General features: G+C 36.2%; 23 protein-coding genes and 3 tRNA genes. 16 read left to right on the forward strand and 10 right to left on the reverse strand.

The genetic code is table 11. From position 1 onward, the window contains the following. Positions 1-10: 10 nt before the first annotated feature. The 4 genes from ACJJVJ_RS10905 (at position 11) to ACJJVJ_RS10920 (ending at position 2,099) form a co-directional block, all read left to right on the forward strand. Positions 11-82 (forward strand) — tRNA-Gly (locus ACJJVJ_RS10905). A 56-nt stretch (positions 83-138) separates the two neighbouring features. Next, a tRNA-Leu gene (locus ACJJVJ_RS10910) sits at positions 139-224 on the forward strand. Positions 225-621: 397 nt separating this feature from the next. Further along, on the forward strand, positions 622-1,077 hold the full coding sequence (locus tag ACJJVJ_RS10915) for a hypothetical protein (RefSeq protein WP_405370257.1): 456 nt from the start codon (positions 622-624) through the stop codon (positions 1,075-1,077). Positions 1,078-1,265: 188 nt separating this feature from the next. Further along, entirely contained in the window at positions 1,266-2,099 is an 834-nt protein-coding gene (locus ACJJVJ_RS10920; RefSeq protein ID WP_405370258.1) for a universal stress protein, read from the forward strand. Positions 2,100-2,137: 38 nt separating this feature from the next. On the opposite strand, the gene ACJJVJ_RS10925 is transcribed toward ACJJVJ_RS10920, so the two are convergent. After that, positions 2,138-2,839 carry a Crp/Fnr family transcriptional regulator gene (locus ACJJVJ_RS10925; RefSeq protein WP_405370260.1) on the reverse strand — a complete coding sequence of 234 codons (702 nt, stop codon included), beginning with the start codon at positions 2,837-2,839 and terminating at the stop codon, positions 2,138-2,140. A gap of 165 nt (positions 2,840-3,004) precedes the next feature. Here ACJJVJ_RS10925 and ACJJVJ_RS10930 point away from each other — a divergent pair, with 165 nt between their 5' ends. The 12 genes from ACJJVJ_RS10930 (at position 3,005) to ACJJVJ_RS10985 (ending at position 12,600) form a co-directional block, all read left to right on the forward strand. Beyond that, positions 3,005-5,407: a heavy metal translocating P-type ATPase gene (locus ACJJVJ_RS10930; protein WP_405370262.1), complete on the forward strand. Its 2,403-nt coding sequence runs from the start codon at positions 3,005-3,007 to the stop codon at positions 5,405-5,407. A 1-nt stretch (position 5,408) separates the two neighbouring features. Continuing rightward, positions 5,409-5,648 (forward strand): hypothetical protein, encoded by a 240-nt coding sequence (locus ACJJVJ_RS10935; RefSeq protein ID WP_104514074.1) that lies wholly within the window; start codon positions 5,409-5,411, stop codon positions 5,646-5,648. An 89-nt stretch (positions 5,649-5,737) separates the two neighbouring features. After that, the gene (gene ccoS, locus ACJJVJ_RS10940) at positions 5,738-5,947 is read left to right on the forward strand and encodes a cbb3-type cytochrome oxidase assembly protein CcoS (RefSeq protein ID WP_104514073.1); all 210 of its coding nucleotides are present in this window, start codon (positions 5,738-5,740) and stop codon (positions 5,945-5,947) included. A gap of 2 nt (positions 5,948-5,949) precedes the next feature. Further along, positions 5,950-8,151, forward strand: coding sequence for a cytochrome-c oxidase, cbb3-type subunit I (gene ccoN / locus ACJJVJ_RS10945; RefSeq protein WP_104514072.1), 2,202 nt, complete (start codon positions 5,950-5,952; stop codon positions 8,149-8,151). A gap of 3 nt (positions 8,152-8,154) precedes the next feature. Then, positions 8,155-8,349: a CcoQ/FixQ family Cbb3-type cytochrome c oxidase assembly chaperone gene (locus ACJJVJ_RS10950; protein WP_104514071.1), complete on the forward strand. Its 195-nt coding sequence runs from the start codon at positions 8,155-8,157 to the stop codon at positions 8,347-8,349. Next, entirely contained in the window at positions 8,349-9,302 is a 954-nt protein-coding gene (locus tag ACJJVJ_RS10955) for a cbb3-type cytochrome c oxidase N-terminal domain-containing protein (protein WP_405370266.1), read from the forward strand. Before ACJJVJ_RS10950 ends, ACJJVJ_RS10955 begins: the two co-directional genes overlap by 1 nt. A 10-nt stretch (positions 9,303-9,312) precedes the next feature. After that, positions 9,313-9,636, forward strand: coding sequence for a hypothetical protein (locus ACJJVJ_RS10960; protein ID WP_104514069.1), 324 nt, complete (start codon positions 9,313-9,315; stop codon positions 9,634-9,636). 16 nt (positions 9,637-9,652) lie between these two features. Then, positions 9,653-11,074 carry a cytochrome c oxidase accessory protein CcoG gene (ccoG, locus tag ACJJVJ_RS10965; RefSeq protein WP_104514068.1) on the forward strand — a complete coding sequence of 474 codons (1,422 nt, stop codon included), beginning with the start codon at positions 9,653-9,655 and terminating at the stop codon, positions 11,072-11,074. A gap of 35 nt (positions 11,075-11,109) precedes the next feature. Beyond that, the gene (locus ACJJVJ_RS10970) at positions 11,110-11,250 is read left to right on the forward strand and encodes a hypothetical protein (RefSeq protein ID WP_170034474.1); all 141 of its coding nucleotides are present in this window, start codon (positions 11,110-11,112) and stop codon (positions 11,248-11,250) included. A 32-nt stretch (positions 11,251-11,282) separates the two neighbouring features. Continuing rightward, a complete protein-coding gene (locus tag ACJJVJ_RS10975; protein ID WP_405370268.1) occupies positions 11,283-11,729 on the forward strand; it encodes a FixH family protein in 447 nt (148 codons plus the stop codon). A gap of 2 nt (positions 11,730-11,731) precedes the next feature. Then, entirely contained in the window at positions 11,732-12,439 is a 708-nt protein-coding gene (locus ACJJVJ_RS10980) for a sulfite exporter TauE/SafE family protein (RefSeq protein WP_104514066.1), read from the forward strand. A 17-nt stretch (positions 12,440-12,456) separates the two neighbouring features. Continuing rightward, positions 12,457-12,600: a hypothetical protein gene (locus ACJJVJ_RS10985; RefSeq protein ID WP_405370270.1), complete on the forward strand. Its 144-nt coding sequence runs from the start codon at positions 12,457-12,459 to the stop codon at positions 12,598-12,600. Between the two features lie 82 nt (positions 12,601-12,682). Here the strand turns inward: ACJJVJ_RS10985 and hemN are convergent, their stop codons facing one another. The 9 genes from hemN to ACJJVJ_RS11030 all read right to left on the reverse strand — a co-directional run bounded on the left by hemN (position 12,683) and on the right by ACJJVJ_RS11030 (position 24,591). Further along, positions 12,683-14,044 carry an oxygen-independent coproporphyrinogen III oxidase gene (gene hemN, locus ACJJVJ_RS10990; RefSeq protein ID WP_405370272.1) on the reverse strand — a complete coding sequence of 454 codons (1,362 nt, stop codon included), beginning with the start codon at positions 14,042-14,044 and terminating at the stop codon, positions 12,683-12,685. 91 nt (positions 14,045-14,135) lie between these two features. Next, positions 14,136-15,833 carry an ABC transporter ATP-binding protein gene (locus ACJJVJ_RS10995; protein WP_405370274.1) on the reverse strand — a complete coding sequence of 566 codons (1,698 nt, stop codon included), beginning with the start codon at positions 15,831-15,833 and terminating at the stop codon, positions 14,136-14,138. Next, the gene (locus ACJJVJ_RS11000; RefSeq protein ID WP_104514063.1) at positions 15,811-16,521 is read right to left on the reverse strand and encodes a 3'-5' exonuclease; all 711 of its coding nucleotides are present in this window, start codon (positions 16,519-16,521) and stop codon (positions 15,811-15,813) included. Before ACJJVJ_RS11000 ends, ACJJVJ_RS10995 begins: the two co-directional genes overlap by 23 nt. A 3-nt stretch (positions 16,522-16,524) precedes the next feature. After that, on the reverse strand, positions 16,525-18,870 hold the full coding sequence (locus ACJJVJ_RS11005; protein WP_405370277.1) for a transglycosylase domain-containing protein: 2,346 nt from the start codon (positions 18,868-18,870) through the stop codon (positions 16,525-16,527). After that, positions 18,857-19,351: a gliding motility lipoprotein GldH gene (locus ACJJVJ_RS11010; protein WP_405370279.1), complete on the reverse strand. Its 495-nt coding sequence runs from the start codon at positions 19,349-19,351 to the stop codon at positions 18,857-18,859. The genes ACJJVJ_RS11005 and ACJJVJ_RS11010 overlap by 14 nt, the downstream gene beginning before the upstream one ends. After that, positions 19,351-20,826 (reverse strand): stage 0 sporulation family protein, encoded by a 1,476-nt coding sequence (locus ACJJVJ_RS11015; RefSeq protein WP_405370281.1) that lies wholly within the window; start codon positions 20,824-20,826, stop codon positions 19,351-19,353. Before ACJJVJ_RS11015 ends, ACJJVJ_RS11010 begins: the two co-directional genes overlap by 1 nt. Before the next feature lie 193 nt (positions 20,827-21,019). Continuing rightward, positions 21,020-21,093: transfer RNA gene (locus ACJJVJ_RS11020), tRNA-Asn, on the reverse strand. Between the two features lie 108 nt (positions 21,094-21,201). After that, positions 21,202-22,542 carry an RIP metalloprotease RseP gene (gene rseP, locus ACJJVJ_RS11025; RefSeq protein WP_405370283.1) on the reverse strand — a complete coding sequence of 447 codons (1,341 nt, stop codon included), beginning with the start codon at positions 22,540-22,542 and terminating at the stop codon, positions 21,202-21,204. 102 nt (positions 22,543-22,644) lie between these two features. Further along, positions 22,645-24,591, reverse strand: coding sequence for a M1 family aminopeptidase (locus ACJJVJ_RS11030; protein WP_405370285.1), 1,947 nt, complete (start codon positions 24,589-24,591; stop codon positions 22,645-22,647). Between the last annotated feature and the right edge of the window lie 71 nt (positions 24,592-24,662).

Genomic DNA, 24,662 nt, shown 5'->3' on the forward strand with positions numbered 1-24,662 from the left:
TTTCAATTTTGCGAAAGTAGCTCAGGGGTAGAGCATCACCTTGCCAAGGTGGAGGTCGCGAGTTCAAATCTCGTCTTTCGCTCTAAAATTTGTTCTTAAATAGATTTTAAATACCAATGATGTGTCGCTGACACAATCGCTCGAGTGGTGGAATTGGTAGACACGTTGGACTTAAAATCCAATGGGTAGTAATGCCCGTACGGGTTCAAGTCCCGTCTCGAGTACTTGTAAGCCTCGTAATCTTTTGATTACGAGGCTTTTTTTTGTCTTTTAATGACATGTTTCTTATCTTTTCGATTTACTTTAATACTTCTTTTATCTTTTTATATAGTAAGCCTCACTTTTATGTTGATTTAGTAAGGCGAGTATTTTTGTAATATTCATTTCACTGATTGATACCGGTGGGTAGTTATCGCATTTTAATACTATATTTAAATTTATTAGTTGCTTTAGCTGGTAGCCAGCATCTATTAGTAGTTAAAAGATAAAATCATTAATAGGTTTATCACTTTGTTGCTACTCGTTAGAGGTGAGTACTAGAGCTAGTTGAGAATATTTCCTATTGTTGGGTTAATTTTGCAAATGCGATGTCAGTACAGATGTATTAAATGTCAAACATAGATGAAAATTAAAATTTTAATAGTTCTGTTTTTTCTGAATCTTTGTTTTTCGGCTTGTAATGAAATTGAAGAGTCTAATTTAAATTACAAAATCAATACTTTTTTATCAAATACCGATGATGAAACACTAACTAATGGATATAAATTTAAAATCTATAATGAAGGGGTAGGTAAAGACATTTCTAAACCTATTCCTAATGATACGATCCTTATATTGAAAAACGAATTTTCCAAGAAAATAATATCCTCTAAAATAAACAGAGGGAAGGTTCTTCTATTGGATAGTACTAAGATTTGTGAGTTGTCCTATAAGCATGATCAAAAAGGGGAGGTGATGAGATCTTTTCTTTTCATTTCACAATGCGATAGAAACAAAGGTTTATCATTAGAAATAAAAAATTGGGTACCACAATATTATGAGCAGTGCTTTAAATGTATTGAAGTGTCTATTAATTAATAATTAAAGTTATTCCCCTGCCAGCAAAAGTGTCCTCGCTCGTTATCCGTTCAACAAGGGCGAAGGGTTGTAATTGAGTAAAGTGAAATTAAAAATCTGCACCTTTTTTTAAACACTGATAAAAGTCACCGTTTGCAAATGGTCTACTGGATTACTTTTGACATATCAAATTTTTAAAAAGTATTCTTATGAAAACCATCCTTATTCCTGTAGATTTCTCTAGTACATCAAATAAAGCTCTTGAAGTAGGAGTAACTATTGCAAAACGTATCAAAGCAAAAATTGTTCTTACCCACATGGCAGGCGTAGAAAATGGTTTAAATAAAGAGCCTAACACTGCAGAGGAGGTTGTTTTCTATAGCAGACTGATAGGTAAAAAATTTGAAGAATTTTTAGACCGTCCATTTCTAGAAAATGTAGAATATGATACGGTTTTAAAACAGCATCTTGATTTTGGTAGTATGAATGACTTTGCCAAAGAGATAGACGCATCGCTTATCGTTATGGGAAGTAACGGTGCAAATGGCATGACAGAGATCTTAAAAGGTAGTAATGCAGAGAAGGTAGTACGATCTTCAGAAGTGCCGGTTCTAGTGGTTAAGGATAATGATATCAATTTTGCTCCAGAGCGTATTTTGTACGCTAGCGATTTTCATCTAGAAACCGTAGGTGCATACCATAGAATTATAGAAGCAGCTACTATGCTTAACGCGCGTATTGACTTCTTATATATCAATTTACCAGGTAAAAACTTTAAGAGCACATCTCAAATGGACGAGACTTTACTTAATTTCTTTAGTGAGGTAAAACACCCTGATCCTGTTGCGGCTATTAAAACAGTAAACCGATATGCAGACCACACGGTAGAAAAAGGTGTTATGAATTATGCATCATTATCTGCTGCAGACGTGATTGCTATCCCTACACATGGTAGGACTGGACTTTCTCATTTCTTTCAAGGAAGTATAAGTGAAGATATTGCAAATCACTCTGTGGTGCCTGTTCTTACGGTAAAGATGTAAGTAGATTACGCTTTCGCGAAAGCGAAACACACAAAAAACTACAAGCCTTCTACTAACCTGTAGAGGGCTTTTTTATCTTCTAATTTTATACGTTTACCGTCGGTGCTTATCCAACCTTCTTTCTTAAATATGGTGAGAGTTCTTATACAAGCCTCCTTTGCAGTACCTACTACATTTGCGATATCTTCTCTAGTAAGAGTCATGATTATGTAACCGTCAGCATCTGTGCCAAAGTTTTTATCTAGATACATCAAGGTCTCTGCAACACGTTGTTTTACTGTCTTTTGTGCCATGTTTACAATCACATTATCTGCAAATTTGAGATCATTTGCCATGTGGATTAATATAGCCTTAGTAAAATTAGGATTAGAATCTAGACTGTCTGTAAGGTGTTTTTTAGGAATGTAACACACTTCCATATCGTTTAAAGCCACAGCGCTTAGGTTGGTCTTTTCTTCAGTTATGACAGAGCGTTGACCTAGTACCTCACCTTTAGTTGCTATTTTCACTATGGTATCTTTTCCATTATCACTTAACTTAGATAATTTAGAAACACCATTGCGCACACAATAAACACCGTCTAGACGTTCTCCTTCTTCAAAGATAGTAGCCCCCTTTTTAATAGATTTTGAGGTTTTACTATCAGAAATACGTTTAAGCTCTTCTTTATTAAGAGCTTTTAATGAGTTTAACTGTCTTACTATACAGTTTTCACAACGACCTTCTACGTGGCTATTCATATTATGGATAAAGTCTTAAAGGTACAGAGGTTATTTACTACCGCAAAGTAAATGCGATGTAAATCTTATAATTGAGTTAAAAAAGGCAGGTGACAAAAGTCATCGTTTTAAAGCGAGAAGTATGAGCAAATTTGCATTAGGTATAATGAGCAAATTTAATAAACTATGGAATCATGTTTCCATTGCGGTGATGACTGTACAACTACAGTTATTGAGCACCAGGATAAGTATTTTTGCTGTCATGGGTGTAAAACCGTTTTTGATATTCTTAATGATAATGATCTCTCGTATTATTACGAGTTAGAGCAATCTCCTGGGACAACACCATCTAGATTTGAAGGTAAGTTTGATTTCTTAGAGAACGATGTAATTGCAAAAAAGCTACTAGAATTTGACGAGCAAGATGTACAGGTAGTCACTTTTGTTATTCCTTCTATACACTGTAGTTCTTGTATATGGGTTTTAGAAAACCTAAATAAATTGCATCCAGATGTTACTACCTCTCAGGTTAATTTCCCTAAGAAAAGTGTGCGTATTACCTATAATTCTGCTCAATTAAATTTACATCAACTGGTTTTATTGTTGTGTAAAATAGGGTATGAGCCCTACATATCTCTAGATGACGCAACAAAGAAAACCTCTACTATAGATCGCAGTCTTATTTATAAGTTAGGTATTGCAGGTTTTGCTTTTGGTAATATTATGTTTTTATCTTTTCCAGAGTACTTTGAGGTGTCAGAGTTTTGGTTAGAGCGTTATAAATATATATTTAGGTGGTTAATGTTTGTGTTTGCGTTACCGGTGGTATTCTATTCTGGTAGTGATTATCTAGTGTCTGCTTATAAAAGTGTGCGTTCTAGAATGCTTAATATAGATGTACCTATTGCGATAGGTATTCTTGTGTTGTTTCTACGTTCTACGGTAGAGATAGTAATGGATTGGGGTACTGGCTTTTTAGACAGTATGGCTGGTCTGGTTTTTTTCTTATTATTAGGTAAGTTTTTTCAGCAAAAAACCTATTCATTTTTATCTTTTGAAAGAGATTATAAATCATATTTCCCGATAGCGGTAACACGATTAGACAAAGCAGATTCTAGCAAGGAAGAACAAGCACAGGTTTATGATCTAGTAGCTGGCGACAGGATCGTGATAAGAAACGGAGAACTCATACCAGTAGATGGTATTCTTATTAAAGGTAACGCACTTATAGATTATAGCTTTGTAACTGGCGAGGCAGAGCCTGTTAGTAAAAACTCTGGAGATAAACTATATGCAGGTGGTAGACAGCAGGCTGGCGTTATAGAACTGGATGTTTTAAAATCTGTAGAGCAAAGTTATTTAACGCAATTATGGTCTAACGAGATTTTTAATAAAAGCGCCGAGAGTCTTTTCCAGAGTATTACAGACCAGATAAGTAAGCGTTTTACCATCAGTATTTTGAGTATAGCGGTACTGGCAACTATGTTCTGGTTGTGGTACCAGCCTTCTCTTGCGCTTAATGTATTTACCGCGGTTCTTATAGTAGCCTGTCCATGTGCCATAGCTCTTGCAGCACCTTTTACATTAGGTAATTTACTTAGGATTTTTGGTAAGCATAAATTCTATTTAAAAAACAGCAGCATTATAGAACAGCTGGCTTCTATAGATACTGTGGTTTTTGATAAAACAGGTACGCTTACTACCAGTCATAAAAGTGTTATTACTTATGAGGGTATCGCATTAACGGTAGATGAGCAGTCTTTGCTTACCTCTACATTGAGAGCGTCTAACCATCCATTGAGCCGTTCACTTTATGGTATGTTACAAGAAAACAACATCTGCTCACTAGACGATTTTAGTGAAGAGATAGGTAAAGGAATTACTGGTGTGCTCAATAACAATCGTGTAAAAGTGGGTTCTTATGCATTTGTGTCTGATGGTAGTTCCGCTTTCGCGAAAGCGGATTTAAATCAAACCACGGTGCACATAAGTGCAAATGAAGTGTATAAAGGTTGTTATGTGTTCTATAACGAATACCGTGACGGCATGAAGCATGTGTTTGACACACTTTCTGTGGATTGTGATCTAGCAGTTTTATCTGGAGATAATGAAGGAGAGAAAGAGCATTTAGAAAATATACTGCCTAAGAATACCGCATTAGTGTTTAATCAGAAACCAGGCGATAAACTTAATTACATCAAAGAATTACAGAGTCATGGTAAGAAAGTCCTTATGATAGGCGATGGGCTAAATGATGCTGGTGCACTTGCTCAAAGTAATGTAGGACTGGTCATTTCAGAAAATGTAAATGTTTTTTCACCTGCTTGTGACGGTATAATCGATGCTACACGTTTTAAAGATATTACCACCTTTATAGATCTATCTCGTAAAGGGAAAAAGGTCATACAGTATGCCTTTATATTCTCGCTTATTTACAATCTAGTAGGCCTAGGGTTTGCCATTTCTGGACATCTAGCTCCTGTAGTTGCTGCTATTTTAATGCCGCTTAGTTCTATAAGTATAGTTGTATTTACTACTATTTACACCTATTTCTTAGGGAGAAAACTTAACCACAAAACAACAATTTAAGATGAAAAAGGAAGCTCTTCAACTCGATTTAGAATTAAACACTCTCAAGAATTTATACATGCAAAGTAATTGTACTGCGTGTGCAGTGATGCAACAGTATTTTAAAAGAGAATACCATAATGCACAAGCACAATTAAAGTCACTAGAGCAACAGTCTTTTACAAAGGAAGATGTGAAAGGTATCTCTATCAATACATTACAGCAGTCTACAGCCCTGTTAGGATTATACATAATGGTGTGATTTTTTACACACAATTAAATTCAAAAGCTGACATATGTCATCGTTTGTAAAAGGTTACCACGGTAATTTTACCACTTTATTAAACAACTATGAATATCATTTATATGCTTCTCGCAATAAGCGTTTGTGTCGCAGTTATCTTCTTTGTAGCCTTTATTCTATCGGTTAAAAAGGGGCAGTATGACGACACATACACACCGTCTGTGCGCATGCTTTTTGACGATGAGCTTATTAAGGAAAAGGGCACGGACAGCGCAAAATCAAATCAACCTATTTTATTGAAAGATCAACTCAAGTAACTATGGAATTACAAAAGTTTTATTACGATAACAAAATCGTACGCAATTTTATCATTGCTACAATGTTCTGGGGCGTTGTAGGAATGAGTGTAGGGCTGCTACTAGCCTTTATGTTTTTATTTCCTAACCTGACAGATGGTATCTCGTGGTTAAGTTTTGGTCGTTTACGTCCATTACATACTAATGCGGTCATATTTGCATTTGTAGGAAATGCCATTTTTGCTGGAGTTTATTATTCTAGTCAGCGTCTTCTTAAGGCAAGAATGTGGAAAGACTGGTTGAGTAAATTAAACTTTTGGGGTTGGCAGGCTATCATAGTAGGTGCTGCGATAACACTACCTCTAGGTTATACAACTTCAAAAGAATATGCAGAGTTAGAATGGCCATTTGATATAGCTATCGCTATTATTTGGGTTGCTTTTGGTGCTAACCTTATAGGTACTATTCTTAAAAGAAGACAGCGACATTTATATGTTGCGATATGGTTCTATCTAGGGACATTTGTTACCGTAGCAGTTTTACATATAGTTAATAGTATGGAAGTACCTGTAGGAGCTCTTAAGAGTTATTCTATGTATGCTGGTGTGCAAGATGCGCTGGTGCAATGGTGGTACGGACATAACGCGGTTGCCTTTTTTCTAACCACACCTTTCTTAGGTTTGATGTATTACTTTGTACCTAAAGCAGCAAATAGACCGGTGTATTCTTATAGATTATCTATAGTTCACTTCTGGTCATTGATCTTTATTTATATATGGGCAGGACCGCACCATTTACTATACTCTGCATTACCAGACTGGGCACAAAACCTAGGTGTTGCTTTTTCAATTATGTTGCTTGCTCCATCTTGGGGTGGTATGATTAACGGATTGTTAACCCTACGTGGTGCATGGGATAAAGTTCGTACAGATCCTGTTTTAAAATTTATGGTAGTAGCCATTACAGGATATGGTATGGCCACCTTTGAGGGACCTATGTTATCTCTTAAAAATGTAAATGCTATTGCTCACTTTAGTGACTGGGTTATCGCTCACGTGCATGTAGGAGCACTAGCGTGGAATGGTTTCTTAACCTTTGGTATGGTTTACTGGATGGTACCTAGATTATTTAAGACAAAGTTATGGTCTACAAAACTAGCCAATGCGCATTTCTGGATAGGAACATTAGGAATCATATTATACGCATTACCTATGTATGTGGCTGGTTTTCAACAAGCGTTAATGTGGAAAGAATTTAATCCAGATGGTAGATTAACCTACTCTTTCTTAGAAACACTTATAGAAATTATCCCTATGTACTGGATGCGTGCTATAGGAGGAACTATGTTTATTATAGGTGCTTTAACAGGTGTTTGCAACCTTATTATGACAGCTAGAGCTGGTTCTCAAGTAACTGATGAGCTTGCCGAAGCAGCAGCTCTTGAAAAAGTAACTAAGAACCGTACTAATAAAGAAGGATACCATACCTGGTTAGAAAGAAGACCAGTTAAATTAACCTTGTTTGCTACAGTAGCTATTCTTATAGGTGGTATGGTGCAAATTATTCCATCCTTAATGGTAGACGATTATATACCAGTAATCTCAAGTGTAAAACCATATACACCTCTAGAACTAGAAGGTCGTGATATATACATAAGAGAAGGTTGTGTAGGGTGTCACTCTCAAATGGTGCGTCCATTTAGAAGTGAAGTAGAGCGATATGGAGAATATGCTAAGGCAGGAGAATTTGTTTACGACCATCCATTTTTATGGGGTAGTAAACGTACCGGTCCAGATTTATTACGTGTAGGTGGTAAGTACAGTGATAACTGGCACTTAAATCACTTTTACGATCCGCAGAGTACGTCAGAGGGTTCTATAATGCCATCTTATAAATGGCTTATTCAAAATGAGCTGGATAAAAGTTCTACAGAAACTAAGATGGAAGCTATGGTGTCCTTAGGTGTGCCATATACTCAAGAAGAAATAGACCGCGCACAAGAATGGATGCTAGAACAAGGTATCGAGATAGAAAAAAATCTTTATAGTGATCCTGATTTTGCAAAAACCTATGAGGCAGATAAGAAGTATGCTCTAGATAATGGAGAAGAGTTTATAGAAATGCGCAACCGTGAATTGATCGCAATTATCGCATACCTACAACGCTTAGGAACAGATATTAAAGTTACAACTGCAGATGGTACTGCACTAAACATAAATCAATAAGTTATGTTGAAATTTATAAAAGGAAACCTAGAAAACATTGATGGAGTAGAGATCTATCCATTGATATCATTACTTATATTTTTCTTCTTTTTCATGGGATTATTCTGGTGGGTATTTACCGCAAAGAAATCACATATTGTAGAGGTAAGTAATATCCCGCTTAATGATGATACTATTAACCCTAATCAATTAAAATAATGAGAAATACAGCATCATATTTACGTGTATTAGGAGTAGCTATTTTGGGGTACTTATTCCTTGATTGGATAGGGACCACAGGAGAAGAATCTATATTTATAGAGCAACCATTATTATGGGCTATTCTAGGTGTTATTATACTGTTTTATATAGCAGGAGAAGCTTGTGTGACGACTTTACAAAGTATTTTATACCATAGTCTTAAACCAGAAGCTCAAGAAAAGTACGATGAGAATGCCGCTGTCGCAAAGGCAAATCAATTTAAATGGATTAAGGATAAATACAAAGCATCATTAGGAAGTAGAGATATAGAAGATGAGCACGAGATTATTCTAGACCATAACTATGATGGTATTCAAGAATTAGATAACAATTTACCGCCATGGTGGGTTTATGGATTCTATGCATCTATCATATTTGCAGTTATTTATCTGGTAAGATTTGAAGTCTTTAATGACTATAATCAAGAAGAAGAATATGAAACAGCTGTCGCTGCTGCAAAAATAGAAATAGAAGAATGGAAAAAAACCGCAAAAGATCTAGTAGATGTAAATACGGTTGTATTGCTTACCGATGCTGCAGACCTTAAAGCAGGTGAAGCCATTTTTGGAGAGAACTGTATCGCCTGTCACAAGATAGATGGTGGTGGTGGTATCGGTCCTAATCTTACCGATAAACACTGGATTCTAGGTGGCGGTATTAAAAATGTATTTAATACCATATCTGAAGGTGGTAGATCTGGAAAAGGAATGGTTTCTTGGAAAAAAGATTTAAAACCAGCACAAATGGCTCAAGTAGCTAGTTATGTCATCAATTTTCAAGGTACAACTCCTGCAGACCCTAAAGAGCCAGAAGGTGATTTATGGATAGACCCTAATGCGCCTGTAGAAACTCAACCAGAGGTAGAAGAGATCGTTCAGGACTCTATTATAGTAGTAGATATTAATAATTAAAAACAGTAAGATGCTTATTCTTAATGAAATGTCTGAAGCGCTAGCATCGAGTAAAGAACCTCTCATAAAACAGATTTATGAGAAAGCAGGAAAGAAACTGCTAGCGATAGGATTGCGTCGTGGAGTAGAATTACCAGAACATATTGCACAAGAAAAGGCAAAATTAATGGTAGTACAAGGAGAGATAGATTTTAATACGGCAACACACAGTTATCGTTTAGAACGTTTTGACTCTTTTGATATCCCTAAGGATATAAAACATTCTGTAGTAGGCGTTTTTGACGCTGTTTTTTTACTGCTACTAGGCGACTCAAAAGAGTTGACTGTTTTTTAAAAATAAATAAATCATCATGGCAGATCAAGGTCAAGAAAATTTTAGAGATACCATAGGCACGCTTAATGAAGAAGGTAAGCGTGCATGGGTATTCCCTAAAAAGCCCTCAGGTAAATGGTATGAGTATCGCAAGTATGTGAGTTATGCTTTATTACTTATTTTGTTCTCTGCGCCATTCATAAAAATCAATGGCAACCAGTTCATGATGTTCAATATTTTAGAACGTCGTTTTAATATATTCGGTTTTCCGTTTTGGCCTCAGGACTTTTACTTATTTGTAATCATGATGATTATAGGGGTAGTCTTTGTTATCTTTTTTACAGTAGCCTTTGGGCGTTTATTTTGTGGCTGGATATGTCCACAAACCATTTTTATGGAAATGGTTTTCAGACGTATCGAGTACTGGATAGATGGAGATAGAGGTAAGCAAATACGTCTTGCAAAAATGCCATGGAATGCTGAAAAAATCAGAAAAAGAGTTCTCAAATGGAGCATCTTTTTTATTATCTCGTTCTTAATAGCAAACATATTCTTAGCTTACTTAATCGGTAGTGATGAGCTTATTAGATACATTACAGACGGGCCGTCGCAACATGGAAGTACGCTCATTTCTTTAATGATTTTTACAGGAGTATTCTACTTCATTTTTGCCTGGTTTAGAGAGCAAGTATGTATTATAGTATGTCCTTATGGACGTTTACAGGGTGCTCTTCTTGATAATAAATCTATAATAGTTGCCTATGATCATAAACGTGGTGAGAAAGAAGAAGGTAGAGCAAAGTTTAAAAAGAAAGAAGATCGTCCAGCATCAGGAAAAGGTGACTGTATAGACTGTTCTGCATGTGTACATGTCTGTCCTACAGGAATAGATATACGTAATGGTACACAACTAGAATGTGTAAATTGTACAGCCTGTATAGATGCGTGTGACCACATGATGGAAGCTGTAGATCTACCTAAGGGTCTTATACGTTACACTAGTGAAGACAACATTGAAAAGGGTGAGAAATTTAAACTGACTCCTAGGCTTAAAGGGTATATAGTTGTTTTAGGAATTCTTACCGCCGTGTTAATAGGAATGCTATTTCTGCGCAATGATGTAGAGGCAAGTATTTTAAGATTACCAGGTCAGTTATATGAACATAAAGCAGATAATATTATTAGTAATGTCTATACCTATAAACTAGTAAATAAAACGGTAGAACCTATTGATAGTATCACCTTCCGTTTAAAATCTCATAAAGGAACAATTAAGCTGGTTTCTAACACGAGTGTAACTGTGCCAGAGGCAGGACTAACGCAAGGAACTCTTTTTATAGAAATTAATGCTAGTGCTATTAAGACTGATAAGGAGCGACTAGAAATAGAAATTATGAGTGGTGATCAAGTAATAGAAACTACTACTACAGCCTTTTTAGGACCACGTAGTTATAATTAATACCGCTTTCGCGAAAGCGTAACAAACATCTAACTATGAGTGCAGAAAAAAAGAATTGCTGTCAGGGTTGTAAAAAAGGGCAACCAGGTTTAAATCAAAGTTGCCAGGCAAAATTAATGATGGAAAAACTGGCCAATAAATCTATTGCTACAGAAAAGAAAGCAGTAGTTAAATAATTAATAGCCGCCGACTAAATCGGATTAAGGAGATGAAATGGAATTGGGGAACAGGAATAGTAGTAGGTATGTCTTGCTTTATAGGCTTTATACTATACTTTGTAATCACCATGATTACAGACCAGCGATATAGTCATGACCTAGTAACAGAAGAATACTATGAGAAAGAAATGTACTATCAAAATGAGATAGATGCAGAGACAAATGCAAATAACCTCTCTGAGAAAATAGTAAGTAAAAGAACTGAAAACGGATGGATGATTACTTTTCCATCGCAGCTAAACGTAGAGAAAATTAAAGGTAAAATGTTCCTTTATAGACCGTCTAATCAAGTATTGGATTTTGAGACTAAACTTTCACTATCTGATCATAATTTGCTCATACCTGACAATAAAATGATAGGCGGTCGCTGGAATATTACTATAGACTGGACGTATGATGGGCAGTCTTACATGTATAAAGAAGAAATACTTTATTAAGAATGTTGTGGTCTGCGCTCATATTTGGTTTACTGGGTAGTTTTCACTGTGTGGGAATGTGCGGTCCTATTGCATTTTTATTGCCATTAGATCGCAAGAGTAAGAGTAAACGCTTTTTCCAGTTATTGGGTTATCATGGAGGTAGGTTGTTTACCTATGGCTTTTTAGGTTTTGTATTTGGTTTTTTAGGTAAAAGCATGCACCTTTTTGGTATACAACAGCAGCTATCTATCATTATAGGTGTCGCGATGATTATAGTGGTTTTGATACCTACTAAGATATTTAATAAATACAACTTTTCTAGACCTATATATGCTCTAGTAGGAAGGGTGAAAAGTGCGATGGGAAAAGAACTTAAAAAGAAAGATCCAGGTACTTTTTTCACTATGGGTTTTCTTAATGGTTTATTGCCTTGTGGTTTAGTCTATATGGCAGTTTTCGGTTCTTTAGCTTCTGGTAGTGCTGGATATGGCGCTTTATACATGGTTCTTTTTGGGCTAGGGACAGTGCCTTTAATGACTACCGCGATATACCTAGGTAATTTTTTAAAGGGACAGGCAAAACAAAAGGTATTAAAGCTGATACCTGTTTTTGTAATAATAATAGGATTACTATTTATAGTAAGAGGTCTGGGATTAGGTATTAAATACATATCACCATCAGAATCTGTTGCTATGGAAACGATATCGGCAAACCAGAGTTGTCATTAACTAATAAATTAAATTATATGAAAGCAATTTTTTTACCTCTTGTAAATTGGGGAATGGGTACTGTTATAATAGGTGTGTTTGCCGTGGTTTGTATAGCGCTAGTGTTAGTAGTCTATAGTCTAGCAAACGGTGATAAAAAAAGTACTGATACAGAGAAGTAGACCTCTAATGTTTGTTCTTTCTAGATAACAAAAAAGGAAAGCCGCAGGCTTTCCTTTTTTTAGTTAAAACTTAAATGTCAATCTATACCGTCATAGAAAATAATTGAGTATCTGGTTTTTTACGTTGCAATCTCATGTCAAAGGGTAGACAAACATTACGCACATAGGCTCTTCCTTTTTCGGTAATTTGAATCTTATGAGCATGAGTAATTACTAGACCATCTTTCTCTAGTTCTAATAGTTTTACAAGTACGTCAGGTAGTTCTTTAAAGAACATAGTATCATCTTGCCATGAGGTCTCAAATTTGCACATAAGATTAAGAATATGCTTTCTTATGATAAGATCTTCCTTATTTAAGATATGACCTCTAAATACTGGTAGCGTTCCTTCTTCTACAAGTGTCTGGTATTCTTCAATGTTTTTTACATTTTGAGCAAAACTGTACCAGCTATCACTAATAGAAGACACGCCTAGACCTATCATTAATTGTGTTTTACTATCACTGTATCCCATGAAGTTTCTGTGTATGGTACCAGTTTCTTGTGCAGTATATAAGCTATCTGTAGCTAGTGCAAAATGATCCATTCCTATCTCTATATAGCCAGCGCTAGTAAGCATTTTTTTACCTAACTCGTACTGTTTACGTTTTTGTACGGCTGTAGGCAAGTCAGAGTCTTTAAAACCTCTCTGTCCGTTTCCTTTTATCCAGGGCACGTGTGCATAACTATAATAAGCAATACGGTCAGGACGCAATTCTATAGTCTTGTTAATGGTATGAATAACATGATCTATAGTCTGAAATGGTAAACCATAAATAATATCGTGTCCTACAGATTTAAAACCTGCATCTCTAGCCATTACCGTAGCTTTCTCCACATTTTCAAAAGGCTGTATGCGATTAATTGCTTTTTGTACAGTAGGGTTGTAATCTTGCACGCCGTAGCATACTCTGGTAAAGTCATTTTGAGCTAGTGTTTCCAGATGTTTCTTAGTCGTGTTGTTAGGATGTCCTTCAAAACTGAATTCGCATTCTTGAGCTTTTACAGCTACTGAAAATATTCCCTTTATCAATTGATCTAAATGCTCTGGTGAGAAGAATGTAGGTGTACCACCACCTAAATGTATTTGTTTTATAACTGGTTGTTCTTCAAAGAGATTTATATAAAGATCAAGTTCTTTTAAAACAGATTTTATATAAGGTATCTCAACGCTATGATTTTTTGTAATGCGTTTATTGCATCCACAAAATGTACACATGTTCTCGCAAAAAGGTAAATGAATATAAAGACTTATACCTTCTGTGCTATTACTTTCTTTAAAACTTTTTACTAGAGTTTGTTTCCATAAATCTATAGAGAAGTTGCTAGCGTCCCAATATGGAACTGTAGGATAGCTGGTATATCTAGGTCCTGCAACATTGTATTTTGAAGTTAAACTACACATAATCTCAATTTTGAGTCAAAAGTATAATTACTCCTCTTGCACAACGATGACTTTTGTCAGCTTATAAGGCATGATTTCTCAAAAAGGGTATTTATTGTGGTATTGCCGCAATCAATTTTTTAGTATAATCACTTTGCGGATTTTCATAAAGAGCATCTGCCTCGTTTCTTTCTTCTATTTTACCTTTGTTCATTACAATAACCTGATCGCAAAAGTATTTAACTACCGCAAGGTCATGGGAAATGAATAAATAAGAGAATCCAAAATCTGCTTTAAACTCATTTAAAAGATTTAAAACCTGTGCTTGTACAGAAATGTCGAGAGCACTTACACTTTCATCACATACGATTAACTTAGGTTCTAAGGCTACTGTTCTTGCTATACCTATGCGCTGTCTCTGGCCACCACTAAATTCATGTGGATACCTGTTGTAATGCTCTTCAGTTAACCCTACTCGTTTTAATAAAGTAAGTACCTTTTCTTTTCTATGAGCATGATTATCTCCTATACCATGCCATTTCATAGGCTCAATAATAGCTTGCCCTACAGTAAGTCGTGGGTTTAATGAAGCAAAAGGATCTTGAAAGATAATCTGAATCTCTTTTCTCAACTCGCGCATTGCTTTGCCTGTAAGATGTGTAATGTCTCTATTGCGATAGATAATTTTACCGCTGGTCACATCTTTCAAACGTAAAATCAGGTTGCCTAGAGTGCTTTTTCCACAACCACTTTCTCCTACTAGTCCTAGACTCTCACCAGGATATAGATTAAGACTGACACCATCTACTGCTCTAAAATAGGTTTGCTTTTTAAAAAGCTTTTTCTTGAGTGGGTAATCTTTTACTATGTCAACTAGCTGTAATAAAGGGTCTTGGTTATAAATATTTTTATGTGTAGCTGCTCGTTGCGATGGAGTGATCAAATCTCCGTCTACCGTATGTTGCATAAAATCACTTATGGTCGGTAGTTTTTTAACGCGCTCTGTAGTACTAGGTCTGGATGCGATAAGTGCCTTGGTATATGTTTCTTTAGGAGTTTCAAAAATAGTTTTACTTGTTCCTTGCTCTACTATTTTACCTTGATACATAACCAGTATCCTATCAGCAATAGCACGTACTAATGATAGATCGTGTGATATAAAGAGAATACTCATCCCGTATTCTTGTTGCAATTCTTTGAGTAATAAAATAATCTCTTTTTGCACGGTTACATCTAGTGCAGTAGTAGGCTCGTCTGCAATTAACAATGCAGGCTTGCACGCAATTGCCATAGCAATCATAACGCGTTGCATCTGTCCACCACTTATTTCATGTGGGTATTTTGAAAACGTTATTTCTGGAGTAGGTAGTTTTACCTTTTTAAAAAGCTCTAAAACTTCTTTTCTAGCACTCGATGTATCAATTTTTTGATGTTGTTGTAGTATCTCTATGACTTGCTGTCCACAGGTTATAGTAGGGTTAAGAGAACTCATAGGTTCTTGAAAGATCATGCTTATCTCGCTTCCGCGAAAGCGAGACCATTCTCCATCATTTAATAGTAATAAATCCTTGCCCAACAAAGAAAGTTCTTGAGCTGTTATTTGTGCTGTGGCATTAGGTAGTAAACCCATAAGTGCCTTGCTAGTGACAGATTTACCACTGCCAGATTCTCCAACTACGGCAAGTATCTCGTTTTTAAATATGTCAAAATTGATATCATGTAACACCTTAACGTTCTCTTTTCCATTTGAAAAGCTAACGTTAAGATCCTTTATGGATGCTACGGTATTATTTTGAGATGATTTGCTCATCTGTAAGTATAGATTCTTTACGCAATTTGAGAACTATTTGCGCTACTGCAACTACATCCTTCTCACAATAGTTTGCTATGCGTTGCACGTCATTTTCTAAATAGAATACATCCCGTACTTGTGATCCATCTATGTCATCCTTAGGCGATGGAATACCTAGAATACGCGTTAATAATTTTAAACTAGTGTAGTGTTTATAATCGCCAAATTTCCATAACTCCATGGTGTCTATGTGTGGCACTTCCCAGGGCTTTTTACCGAATAGGTTCAGCTTTTCTGGAATCTCAACACCTGTAATAATCATTCTTCTTGCAATGTAAGGGAAATCAAATTCCTTACCATTGTGCGCACACAGCAGATTGTTTCTACTAGAAAAATGTTCTTTTAAAAGACTGGAGAATTCTTCTAACAGTTCTTTTTCTTCACCGACAAAACTGCGAGTCCTAAATTGTTTTTTATCTCGGTTAACAAAATAACCTACAGATATACATACTATTTTACCAAATTCTGCCCAAATACCAGCGCGATCATAAAACTCTGCCGGAGAGAATTCTTCTTTGCGCTGGTATTTAGTTTTATCAGCATATAGATGTTGGTCTATAGGATCTAATAAATCAAAACTCTCCTGTTGAGGTACGGTCTCAATATCTAGAAATAAAATATTTTCTAATGAAAGTTTTGCTATCATAATTTACATGTCAAATTCTCTAGAGTCGTCATCTTCACTACCACCTAAAGGAGAGCTGTTCTGAGTCTTTTCATACTCATCACAATCGGTCTCAATAGAGAGGTCTTCTGGTTTTTTGAAAGGCGCTTTAGAAACATCGATGGTCTCGTCTGCATAAAGGCGTTTCATATAACTACCCCATATAGGTAATGCCATGGTAGCACCCTGACCGTATTTAGTAGATTTAAAGTGAATAGATTTACCATCTCCACCTACCCAAACACCAGTTACTAGGTTAGGAACCATTCCCATAAACCATCCATCAGAATTGTTTTGAGTCGTTCCTGTTTTACCAGCAATGTCGTTTTTAAAATCATATGGATAATCTGTGATCACCTCTTTATAGAAACTGTTTTTAGTTGCCCAGCTACCTCTTAATTTTGCCCCACTACCTATTCTAGTTACACCTTCCATAAGATTTACCGTAACATAGGCTGTTTCAGGATTCATTACATCTTTACTCTCTGGCATGTATTGATAAAGAATTGTACCGTTCTTATCTTCTATGCTCGTTACTAGAACTGGTTTATTATAAATTCCACCATTTGCATAAACACCATAAGCACCTACCATTTCATACAGGTTTACATCTGCAGTACCTAATGCTAGAGAAGGGACAACGTCCATACCGTCTGTATTTATACCTAGTTGTGCTGCGCGATCTAGTACAGCCTGTGGGCCTACTTCATCCATAAGTCTAGCAGAGATTGTATTCTTTGATTTTGCTAGTGCTTCTTTTAACGTCATCATGTTACCATAATCACCGTTAGAATCCTTAGGTGTCCAGTCTTTTGTATTACCATGTTTACCTGCAGGTATGGTGTACTCTCCATCAGATAATGTTTTACATGGACTATAATGTAAAAGATCAATTGCCGTAGAATATAAGAATGGTTTAAAAGTAGAACCAGCCTGGTGTGTACCTTGCTCTACGTTATCATATTTAAAATGTTTGTGATTAATACCACCTACCCACGCTTTTACATGACCTGTTTGTGGTTCTAATGACATAAGACCTGTATGTAAAAACTTCTTGTAGTAACGTATGGAATCCATAGGAGTCATTACAGTATCACGCTCGCGGCCTTTTGCTTTCCAGTCAAAGATGGTCATGTCTGTCTTTTCATTGAAGCTTTTGATAATGTCTTTTTCGGCAATACCTTTTTTCTTCATTTCTCTCCATCTTTCCGACCTTTTCATAGCAGACTGTAATCTGATTTCTATTTGGTTATCTGTAAGATCTGTAAAAGGTGCTGTCTTGTTACGTGTCTGTTGATGGTCAAACTCTTTCTGTAAACGTTCCATGTGTGCATAAACAGCTTCTTCGGCCATTTTTTGCATGCGGTGATCTATGGTCACGTTAATCTTTAATCCGTCGTTGTAGAGGTTAAAAGGCTTGTCAGTTTCTGGATTAATGTTATCCTTTGCCCAGGTTTTTAACCAGTCACGTAAATGTTCACGGAAATAAGTTCCCATACCATCATTATGTCCTTCTGGATTGTAGTCTAAAACGATAGGTAAGGCTGTAAGACTATCTTTTACCTCTTCTGTCATTTTACCATTACGTACCATCTGGAAAAACACCTGATTACGACGGTTAAAAGATTTTTCTTTTGAGATTTCTCTATGCGGATTAAACTGTCTAGGATTTTTAAGCATAGCTACTAAAACCGCACTTTCTGAAACAGTAAGATCAATAGGTTCTTTACCAAAATAGATGTTAGCCGCACTACGTATACCTATAGCTTGCTTTAAGAAATCAAACTCATTAAGGTATTGAGTAATAATTTCTTCTTTAGTATATTGTTTCTCTAGTCTAGAGGTGATTATCCACTCGCGTAATTTTTGGATCAATCGTTCTAGCTTGTTGCTACTAGCTTGTTCTGTAAAATAGAGTTTTGCCAGTTGTTGTGTTATGGTACTTGCACCACCTTTACTACCTAAAAAGGCCGCGGCTCTAGCAGTTCCATAACCGTCTATACCACTGTGATCCCAGAAACGCTCGTCTTCTGTTGAGACTAGTGCGTCTATAAGGTTTTGAGGTAAATCGTCAAATTTTACAGGTTTACGGTTATCGTTATAAAAACTACCTAATGTTTTACCATCTACAGTTACTATCTCGGTAGCTAGTTCTGTTTGTGGGTTTTCTAGGGCTGTGTGATCTGGTAAATCACCGAATACTTCCCATGCTGCTAGTAAGAACATAAGGACTACAAGCCCTATTCCTACTGCATAAATTTTCCAGAAAAGAGAAATGTTCTTTTTCTTGTCTGTTTTTTCTTGGGCTATTTGTGCTTTAGTTGCTGCCATCTTGCACTTGTTTTTCTATACTATATCCTACTTCAAGAATCCCTTTTAATTGGGTGTCTCCTTTTACTTCTCCTGTTTTTCTCATTGCGTGTTTAAGTGCTAGTTGGTATGTTCCGCTTTCGCGAAAGCGTACCCCTTCACGTAACCATAATTTATTTTCATAGATGTCATTTGATCCTGTGCCTAAAAAACTACCATCTGGTGCCGCCATTTCATACTGTAATGTATCTGTAACGATTTTTCCATGAGGAAATTTTATCTGTGAGATCAACCAGAGGTTATTATACTCATATTCATGCGTGTTGCGCAGGTTCAAATATAGATTATAGACCGTAGTTGTGTCTTGCGGTGTAATGTTAAAAGTTGCTGTATCATTAATGTCCCATCCAGAAGGTGGTAGACTTTCATAATTTGCGTCTACTAACAAGTCGTCACAAGAGACTATCGTTAATGTTATTAAAATGCATATTAATACTCTCACTAATCTTCTTTTTTAGGCGGTTTACTATCGTTGTTTTTGTTACGATTACGGCTTTTATTACGGTTATTTCTAGGCTTATTAGGCTTTGTTTCACTTGTGGCATTGTTACTTGCCGGTTTTGGTTTATTAGTGTTTCTATTTGCGCTAGCAGGTTTTTTAGTGTTAGGCTTGTTGTTGTTGTTGTTGTTGTTGTTGTTGTTGTTGTTGTTGTTGTTGTTGTTGTTGTTGTTAGTTTTAGCCTTAGGTGTTCGGTTGTTTTGTTTAGGTCTAGGTTTACGAGCAGGCTGTCCTTCTTTAGGTGAAGCAGCAGTTGCTGTCGTTGTTTTATTTTGAGGCTTTGCAGGTCTACGTTTCTTGTTGCGTTTGTTGCGAGATTTTGATTTTGACTTAGGTTGATCAAAACGTGTTAAACTATCCTGACCTACTACGTTTTCAAAACTAACTTCTTCCTCTACTATTAATTCGCTCGCATATTCTTCAATGCTAGCAACTGTTTCTTTAGCCTTGTTTTTTGATACTATTTCATGAACTTGCTCTGTAGTAAGAGTGTGCCAGCTCATCCAGTCACCTTCATAACAATACCACATTAAGCCTTTAAATATGTCTACTTTTTGACATACGGCGGTTCCTTTTTCGGTATAAAGTTTTTGATTTTGTTTAGGAAACGTACTTAGTGCGTCCATGTAAGAATCCAGCTCGTAATTAAGACAGCATTTTAATTTTCCACACTGTCCCGCTAGTTTCTGTGGGTTTAATGATAAGTTTTGATAACGAGCAGCACCTGTAGTTACAGATCTAAAATCTGTTAACCATGTACTACAACACAATTCACGACCACACGATCCTATACCGCCTAAACGAGCAGCTTCCTGACGCAGACCTATCTGACGCATTTCTATTCTAGTCTTGAATTCTGAAGCGTATTCTCTAATTAATTCTCTGAAATCTACGCGATCATCGGCAGTGTAGTAGAAGGTTGCTTTAGAACCATCACCTTGAAATTCTATGTCAGAGATCTTCATTTTAAGTTGAAGACGTATCGCTATCTGTCTAGCGCGTACTTTCATAGGTTCTTCTTTCTCGCGAGCAGTCACCCATTTTTCCACATCTTTTTCATTTGCGATGCGGTAAACTTTTGGAATTTCTCCATTTATTTTAATGCGTTTGCGTTTCATTTGTACACGCACTAACTCACCAGTTATGGTTACTATTCCTATATCGTGACCACTTTGAGTCTCGGTAGCAACTATGTCGCCTATTTTAAGCTGAAGACCTTCTGAATTATGAAAGAATTCTTTTCTGCTATTTTTAAAACGTACTTCCACATATGGGAAAGCTTTTTGACCATCGGGCAGCTCCATGTTTGCTAGCCAGTCAAAAACCGTTAATTTATTACATCCACTTGTACCACAGGTTCCATGATTTTTACATCCACCAGGCGTACCACCACCAGTTCCACAACTATTACAGCTCATTCTTGTATTCTCTATATATTGAAATTGAAACGATTAACTCGCACAATTGATTTCTTTACTCGAATCGTAAATATAACAATTAAAAGTGTGGGATATTGTTAGTAGTCGGGCGTAAAATCTAGAAGAAGAAGGAGAGAAGATTACTACAGGTGTTAAAATGAAAAATCCCAACCATTGCTGATTGGGATTTTTGCTCCTCCTCTTGGGCTCGAACCAAGGACCCTCTGATTAACAGTCAGATGCTCTAACCAACTGAGCTAAGGAGGACTGTGATATACACAAACTCAAGCTATTTGCTTAAGCGATGGCAAATTTAGTATGTTTTTTATATTTGACAAACTTTTAAACTAAAAAATTTGATATTTTTTAAAACTTTTATCCAAACAGTGCCTTAAAGAGGTCATTTCCATTTGCATAGAGCATTAAAGAAAGTAAAATAACGATACCTATAATTTGCGCTTTTTCTAAAAACTTGTCTCCAGGCTTGCGTCCAGTGATAATTTCATACAGTAAAAACATCACGTGACCACCGTCTAAAGCTGGAATAGGTAGTATGTTCATGATAGCGAGAATAAAAGATATAAACGCTGTCGTGCCCCAAAAAGCCGACCAATCAAATGTGTCCGGATATAATTTTGCAATAGTTCCAAAACCACCTAGCTGGCTCGCTCCTTTTTTAGTGAAAACATATTTAAACTGCACAACGTAATCGTGCATGGTCATGTAACCTTTTGAAATACCAGCAGAAATACTTTCACTGAATGAATACTTCTTTCTTGTTACAGATGCATAGTCCTTGTCTGTAGAAGGTTTAGTGAATCCTAGAATTTTAGGTTCTTCAACAGTTTTGGTAAAAAAGATAAAGCTCTTAACTTCTTTAGTTGTGAAGACTACTTCTTTGTCATAAGTTTTACCTTCATATTCCCATACTACATGAAAAGGTTCATGATTCTTTACTTTGTGGTTTATTGCATAGGTATAATCTGTGTTATAATTGATAGGGAATCCAGCAACAGATTTAATCGTTGCTCCAGTTTTTATACCTATACTATCTGCTTTTGTGCCTGCAGCAACTTCACCTACTTTAAATGGGTATCTCGCTTCTAAAGAACTAGGGACTCCTGCTTGAAACATCCTGCTACCTATATCTTCAGGAATAGTAACATCTACTTTTTTACCATCTCTTATTACAGTAACGGTAGAGATGTCTCTAAAAATAAGCATATGGTTAAATGATGGAGCATATTCTATAGTGTCATTGTCTGCAAGAAGTACTTTATCACCTTGTTTAAAACCTATATCTTCTAGTGTTTCTGGAAAACCAAAACCGTATTTATAATCTTCACCTTGCGCTTCATTTGTACCGTTAAAAGCTATTAAACAGATGTATATAACAAAACCAACTACCACATTTACAAATACACCACCTAACATGATAATTAATCGTTGCCATGCTGGCTTAGATCTAAATTCCCACTCTTTAGGCTCCTGAGCCATTTGCTCCTTGTCCATGCTTTCATCTATCATTCCTGATATTTTCACATAACCACCTAGAGGTAACCAGCCTATCCCATAAACAGTTTCTCCTATTTTCTTTTTAAATAGAGAATATTTGATGTCAAAGAATAAGTAAAATTTTTCTACTCGTGTTTTAAATAGTCTAGCAGGTATAAAGTGTCCCAACTCGTGTAAAACGATAAGAAGGGAAAGACTCATTAAAAAGTTTATAATAAGAACAACCGTAGGGTGCATATAATTTTAATTTTAGACCAGCAAAAATAGGTCATTCATAACAGTCCACATAATGCAGTTATAGATTTAGCGTACAAGTAGTTTCTCTATGGTTGTACCTCTTTCTGTAGTTAGATTTAGAAAATATATCCCACTGTTTTGTGGCGCTTTAAAAGTGAGAGAAGGATTATTAAGCAGCTGTTTTTTATAATCGATAATCATTCTTCCATGTAGATCATAGATTTTAAGGGCTGTAAAATCTTCTTGAATGCCTATAATTTGAAAGGTGGAAGAAGTTGGGTTGGGGTAGAGTTGGTATTCCGCTTTCGCGAAAGCGGTATCTAAACCTAGTGTAGCAGTATTGTTCTTACTTATGGTATCAACATCTGGATCTATTTCTATAGAACTAACCACAAATGGTACGCGTATTCTCTTATTTTGAGTCAGACTATTGACCAGAATGGTGTCCCATTGTACTTCTCCGGCGGCACCTATTATTTTAATAGGCAACTGCATTTCAAATAGACTTACGGAAGGATGAGTAGGTGTTTGAATGTAATTTATAGAGATACCATTCGGTATATCTATCCAGTTTATGTTGTGCTGTGGGTAGCCCTCGCCATAAATCCAATCGTTGAAAAATTCGTCTAGATTTTGTCCACTAGTTGTTTCTGCTATTGATTTAAATTGTGGGGTTTTGGCATAGTTGTAAGCGAGTTGCGTGTCGTTAAGATAATTTTGGAGTGTTTGTTCAAAATCAGCATCACCTAATTTTTTGCGTAGCATGTGTAAAACCATACCGCCTTTATTATAAGATAAGTTACCATTAAAAACACGGCCTACACTTAAGGTATCTGTCGCTGGCACATAAACACTGCCGTCCAAGTCTGTAGTTGCTCTATTGTTTGCATTAACGCGCCATGATTTAAACGCGTCGTTACCATCTAGATGCTCTACCGTCATTCCTGTAGAGTAAGTGGCAAAACTTTCATTGAGCCATATGTCTTGCCAGCTGCCACAGGTTACTTTATTACCAAACCACTGGTGGGCTAGTTCGTGAGCGATTAAACCACGACTAAAGTTACCCATAAAACTAATAGTCGTATGCTCCATACCACCACCCCAACCGAATTGTGCATGCCCATATTTTTCATCTCTAAAAGGGTAAGGACCAAAGGTGTTTTCAAAAAAGTTCATAATAGGAACCGTCACTGCGGTGCTCGATTGTGCGCTGACTAGATTTTCTGGATACACATAGTTATCTATAGGAAAAGCCGTTGCACCGCTGCCTACCATCTCGGTATATTTAGAATAATTTGTTACTGCGATAGCTATTAAATAGGCAGGTATAGGGTGATTGTGTTGCCATTTAAAAGTTTTACCTGTAGGCGTTATATTTTCTGAAGTCATAAGACCATTAGAAATACCAGTGTTGCCGGTCGGTACATTTAAAATTACATCTGTCTGGTCTATTTTATCATTAAGATCTTGCTTACATGGCCACCATGCTTTTGCTCCATAAGGCTCAGAAAGTGTCCATATAATACCGGCGTTATTATGCGTAGTCTGTGCAAAACTACCGAAACCGCTTGCTATAGGATTGCCGCTGTAAGTAACACTTAGACTATCTAAAACACTGTTGTTTTGAATCGCAGGAAGATCAATTACTAGTTCATCATTGCCATTATTTATAAAATTAAGCGCAGTACCTCGTTGAGTTACCTGACTTACAACCATATTAGACGCTAGATCAAAAACGACCTGATCCATATCACCTACCGCAGTAAAATGTGACGTTACTGTACCAGAAATTACAGCAACATCTGGATCTACGTCTAGTTCTAGTCGTACATATTTAAGATCGTAATTTGCGGTAAGTCCATTTACTACCCTATTTCCTGAGTTAAATAATGTAGATTTTAAAAGACAAGCATCTACGCCTTCTTGAGATGTAGTGATTTGTGCTTGTGACTGTTCCGCTTTCGCGAAAGCGAGAACTAAAACGATCAAATACATTATTTTAAAATTCTTCATCAAGTTGGAATTTCTAGTAAGGAAAGTTGTTAAACAGTCATCAATAGGATTATTAGGTTGTAATTTTGTAA

Origin of the sequence: Nonlabens sp. Asnod2-A12 (assembly GCF_045063745.1) — a bacterium.
Lineage (GTDB): Bacteria > Bacteroidota > Bacteroidia > Flavobacteriales > Flavobacteriaceae > Nonlabens > Nonlabens xylanidelens.

What these genes read in the sequence shown, in the direction of transcription:
- ACJJVJ_RS10915 (WP_405370257.1), top strand. Translation starts at nt 622, where the DNA reads ATGAAAATTAAAATTTTAATAGTTCTGTTTTTTCTGAATCTTTGTTTT.
- ACJJVJ_RS10920 (WP_405370258.1), top strand. Translation starts at nt 1,266, where the DNA reads ATGAAAACCATCCTTATTCCTGTAGATTTCTCTAGTACATCAAATAAA.
- ACJJVJ_RS10925 (WP_405370260.1), bottom strand. Translation starts at nt 2,839, where the DNA reads ATGAATAGCCACGTAGAAGGTCGTTGTGAAAACTGTATAGTAAGACAG.
- ACJJVJ_RS10930 (WP_405370262.1), top strand. Translation starts at nt 3,005, where the DNA reads ATGGAATCATGTTTCCATTGCGGTGATGACTGTACAACTACAGTTATT.
- ACJJVJ_RS10935 (WP_104514074.1), top strand. Translation starts at nt 5,409, where the DNA reads ATGAAAAAGGAAGCTCTTCAACTCGATTTAGAATTAAACACTCTCAAG.
- ccoS (WP_104514073.1), top strand. Translation starts at nt 5,738, where the DNA reads ATGAATATCATTTATATGCTTCTCGCAATAAGCGTTTGTGTCGCAGTT.
- ccoN (WP_104514072.1), top strand. Translation starts at nt 5,950, where the DNA reads ATGGAATTACAAAAGTTTTATTACGATAACAAAATCGTACGCAATTTT.
- ACJJVJ_RS10950 (WP_104514071.1), top strand. Translation starts at nt 8,155, where the DNA reads ATGTTGAAATTTATAAAAGGAAACCTAGAAAACATTGATGGAGTAGAG.
- ACJJVJ_RS10955 (WP_405370266.1), top strand. Translation starts at nt 8,349, where the DNA reads ATGAGAAATACAGCATCATATTTACGTGTATTAGGAGTAGCTATTTTG.
- ACJJVJ_RS10960 (WP_104514069.1), top strand. Translation starts at nt 9,313, where the DNA reads ATGCTTATTCTTAATGAAATGTCTGAAGCGCTAGCATCGAGTAAAGAA.
- ccoG (WP_104514068.1), top strand. Translation starts at nt 9,653, where the DNA reads ATGGCAGATCAAGGTCAAGAAAATTTTAGAGATACCATAGGCACGCTT.
- ACJJVJ_RS10970 (WP_170034474.1), top strand. Translation starts at nt 11,110, where the DNA reads ATGAGTGCAGAAAAAAAGAATTGCTGTCAGGGTTGTAAAAAAGGGCAA.
- ACJJVJ_RS10975 (WP_405370268.1), top strand. Translation starts at nt 11,283, where the DNA reads ATGAAATGGAATTGGGGAACAGGAATAGTAGTAGGTATGTCTTGCTTT.
- ACJJVJ_RS10980 (WP_104514066.1), top strand. Translation starts at nt 11,732, where the DNA reads ATGTTGTGGTCTGCGCTCATATTTGGTTTACTGGGTAGTTTTCACTGT.
- ACJJVJ_RS10985 (WP_405370270.1), top strand. Translation starts at nt 12,457, where the DNA reads ATGAAAGCAATTTTTTTACCTCTTGTAAATTGGGGAATGGGTACTGTT.
- hemN (WP_405370272.1), bottom strand. Translation starts at nt 14,044, where the DNA reads ATGTGTAGTTTAACTTCAAAATACAATGTTGCAGGACCTAGATATACC.
- ACJJVJ_RS10995 (WP_405370274.1), bottom strand. Translation starts at nt 15,833, where the DNA reads ATGAGCAAATCATCTCAAAATAATACCGTAGCATCCATAAAGGATCTT.
- ACJJVJ_RS11000 (WP_104514063.1), bottom strand. Translation starts at nt 16,521, where the DNA reads ATGATAGCAAAACTTTCATTAGAAAATATTTTATTTCTAGATATTGAG.
- ACJJVJ_RS11005 (WP_405370277.1), bottom strand. Translation starts at nt 18,870, where the DNA reads ATGGCAGCAACTAAAGCACAAATAGCCCAAGAAAAAACAGACAAGAAA.
- ACJJVJ_RS11015 (WP_405370281.1), bottom strand. Translation starts at nt 20,826, where the DNA reads ATGAGCTGTAATAGTTGTGGAACTGGTGGTGGTACGCCTGGTGGATGT.
- rseP (WP_405370283.1), bottom strand. Translation starts at nt 22,542, where the DNA reads ATGAGTCTTTCCCTTCTTATCGTTTTACACGAGTTGGGACACTTTATA.
- ACJJVJ_RS11030 (WP_405370285.1), bottom strand. Translation starts at nt 24,591, where the DNA reads ATGAAGAATTTTAAAATAATGTATTTGATCGTTTTAGTTCTCGCTTTC.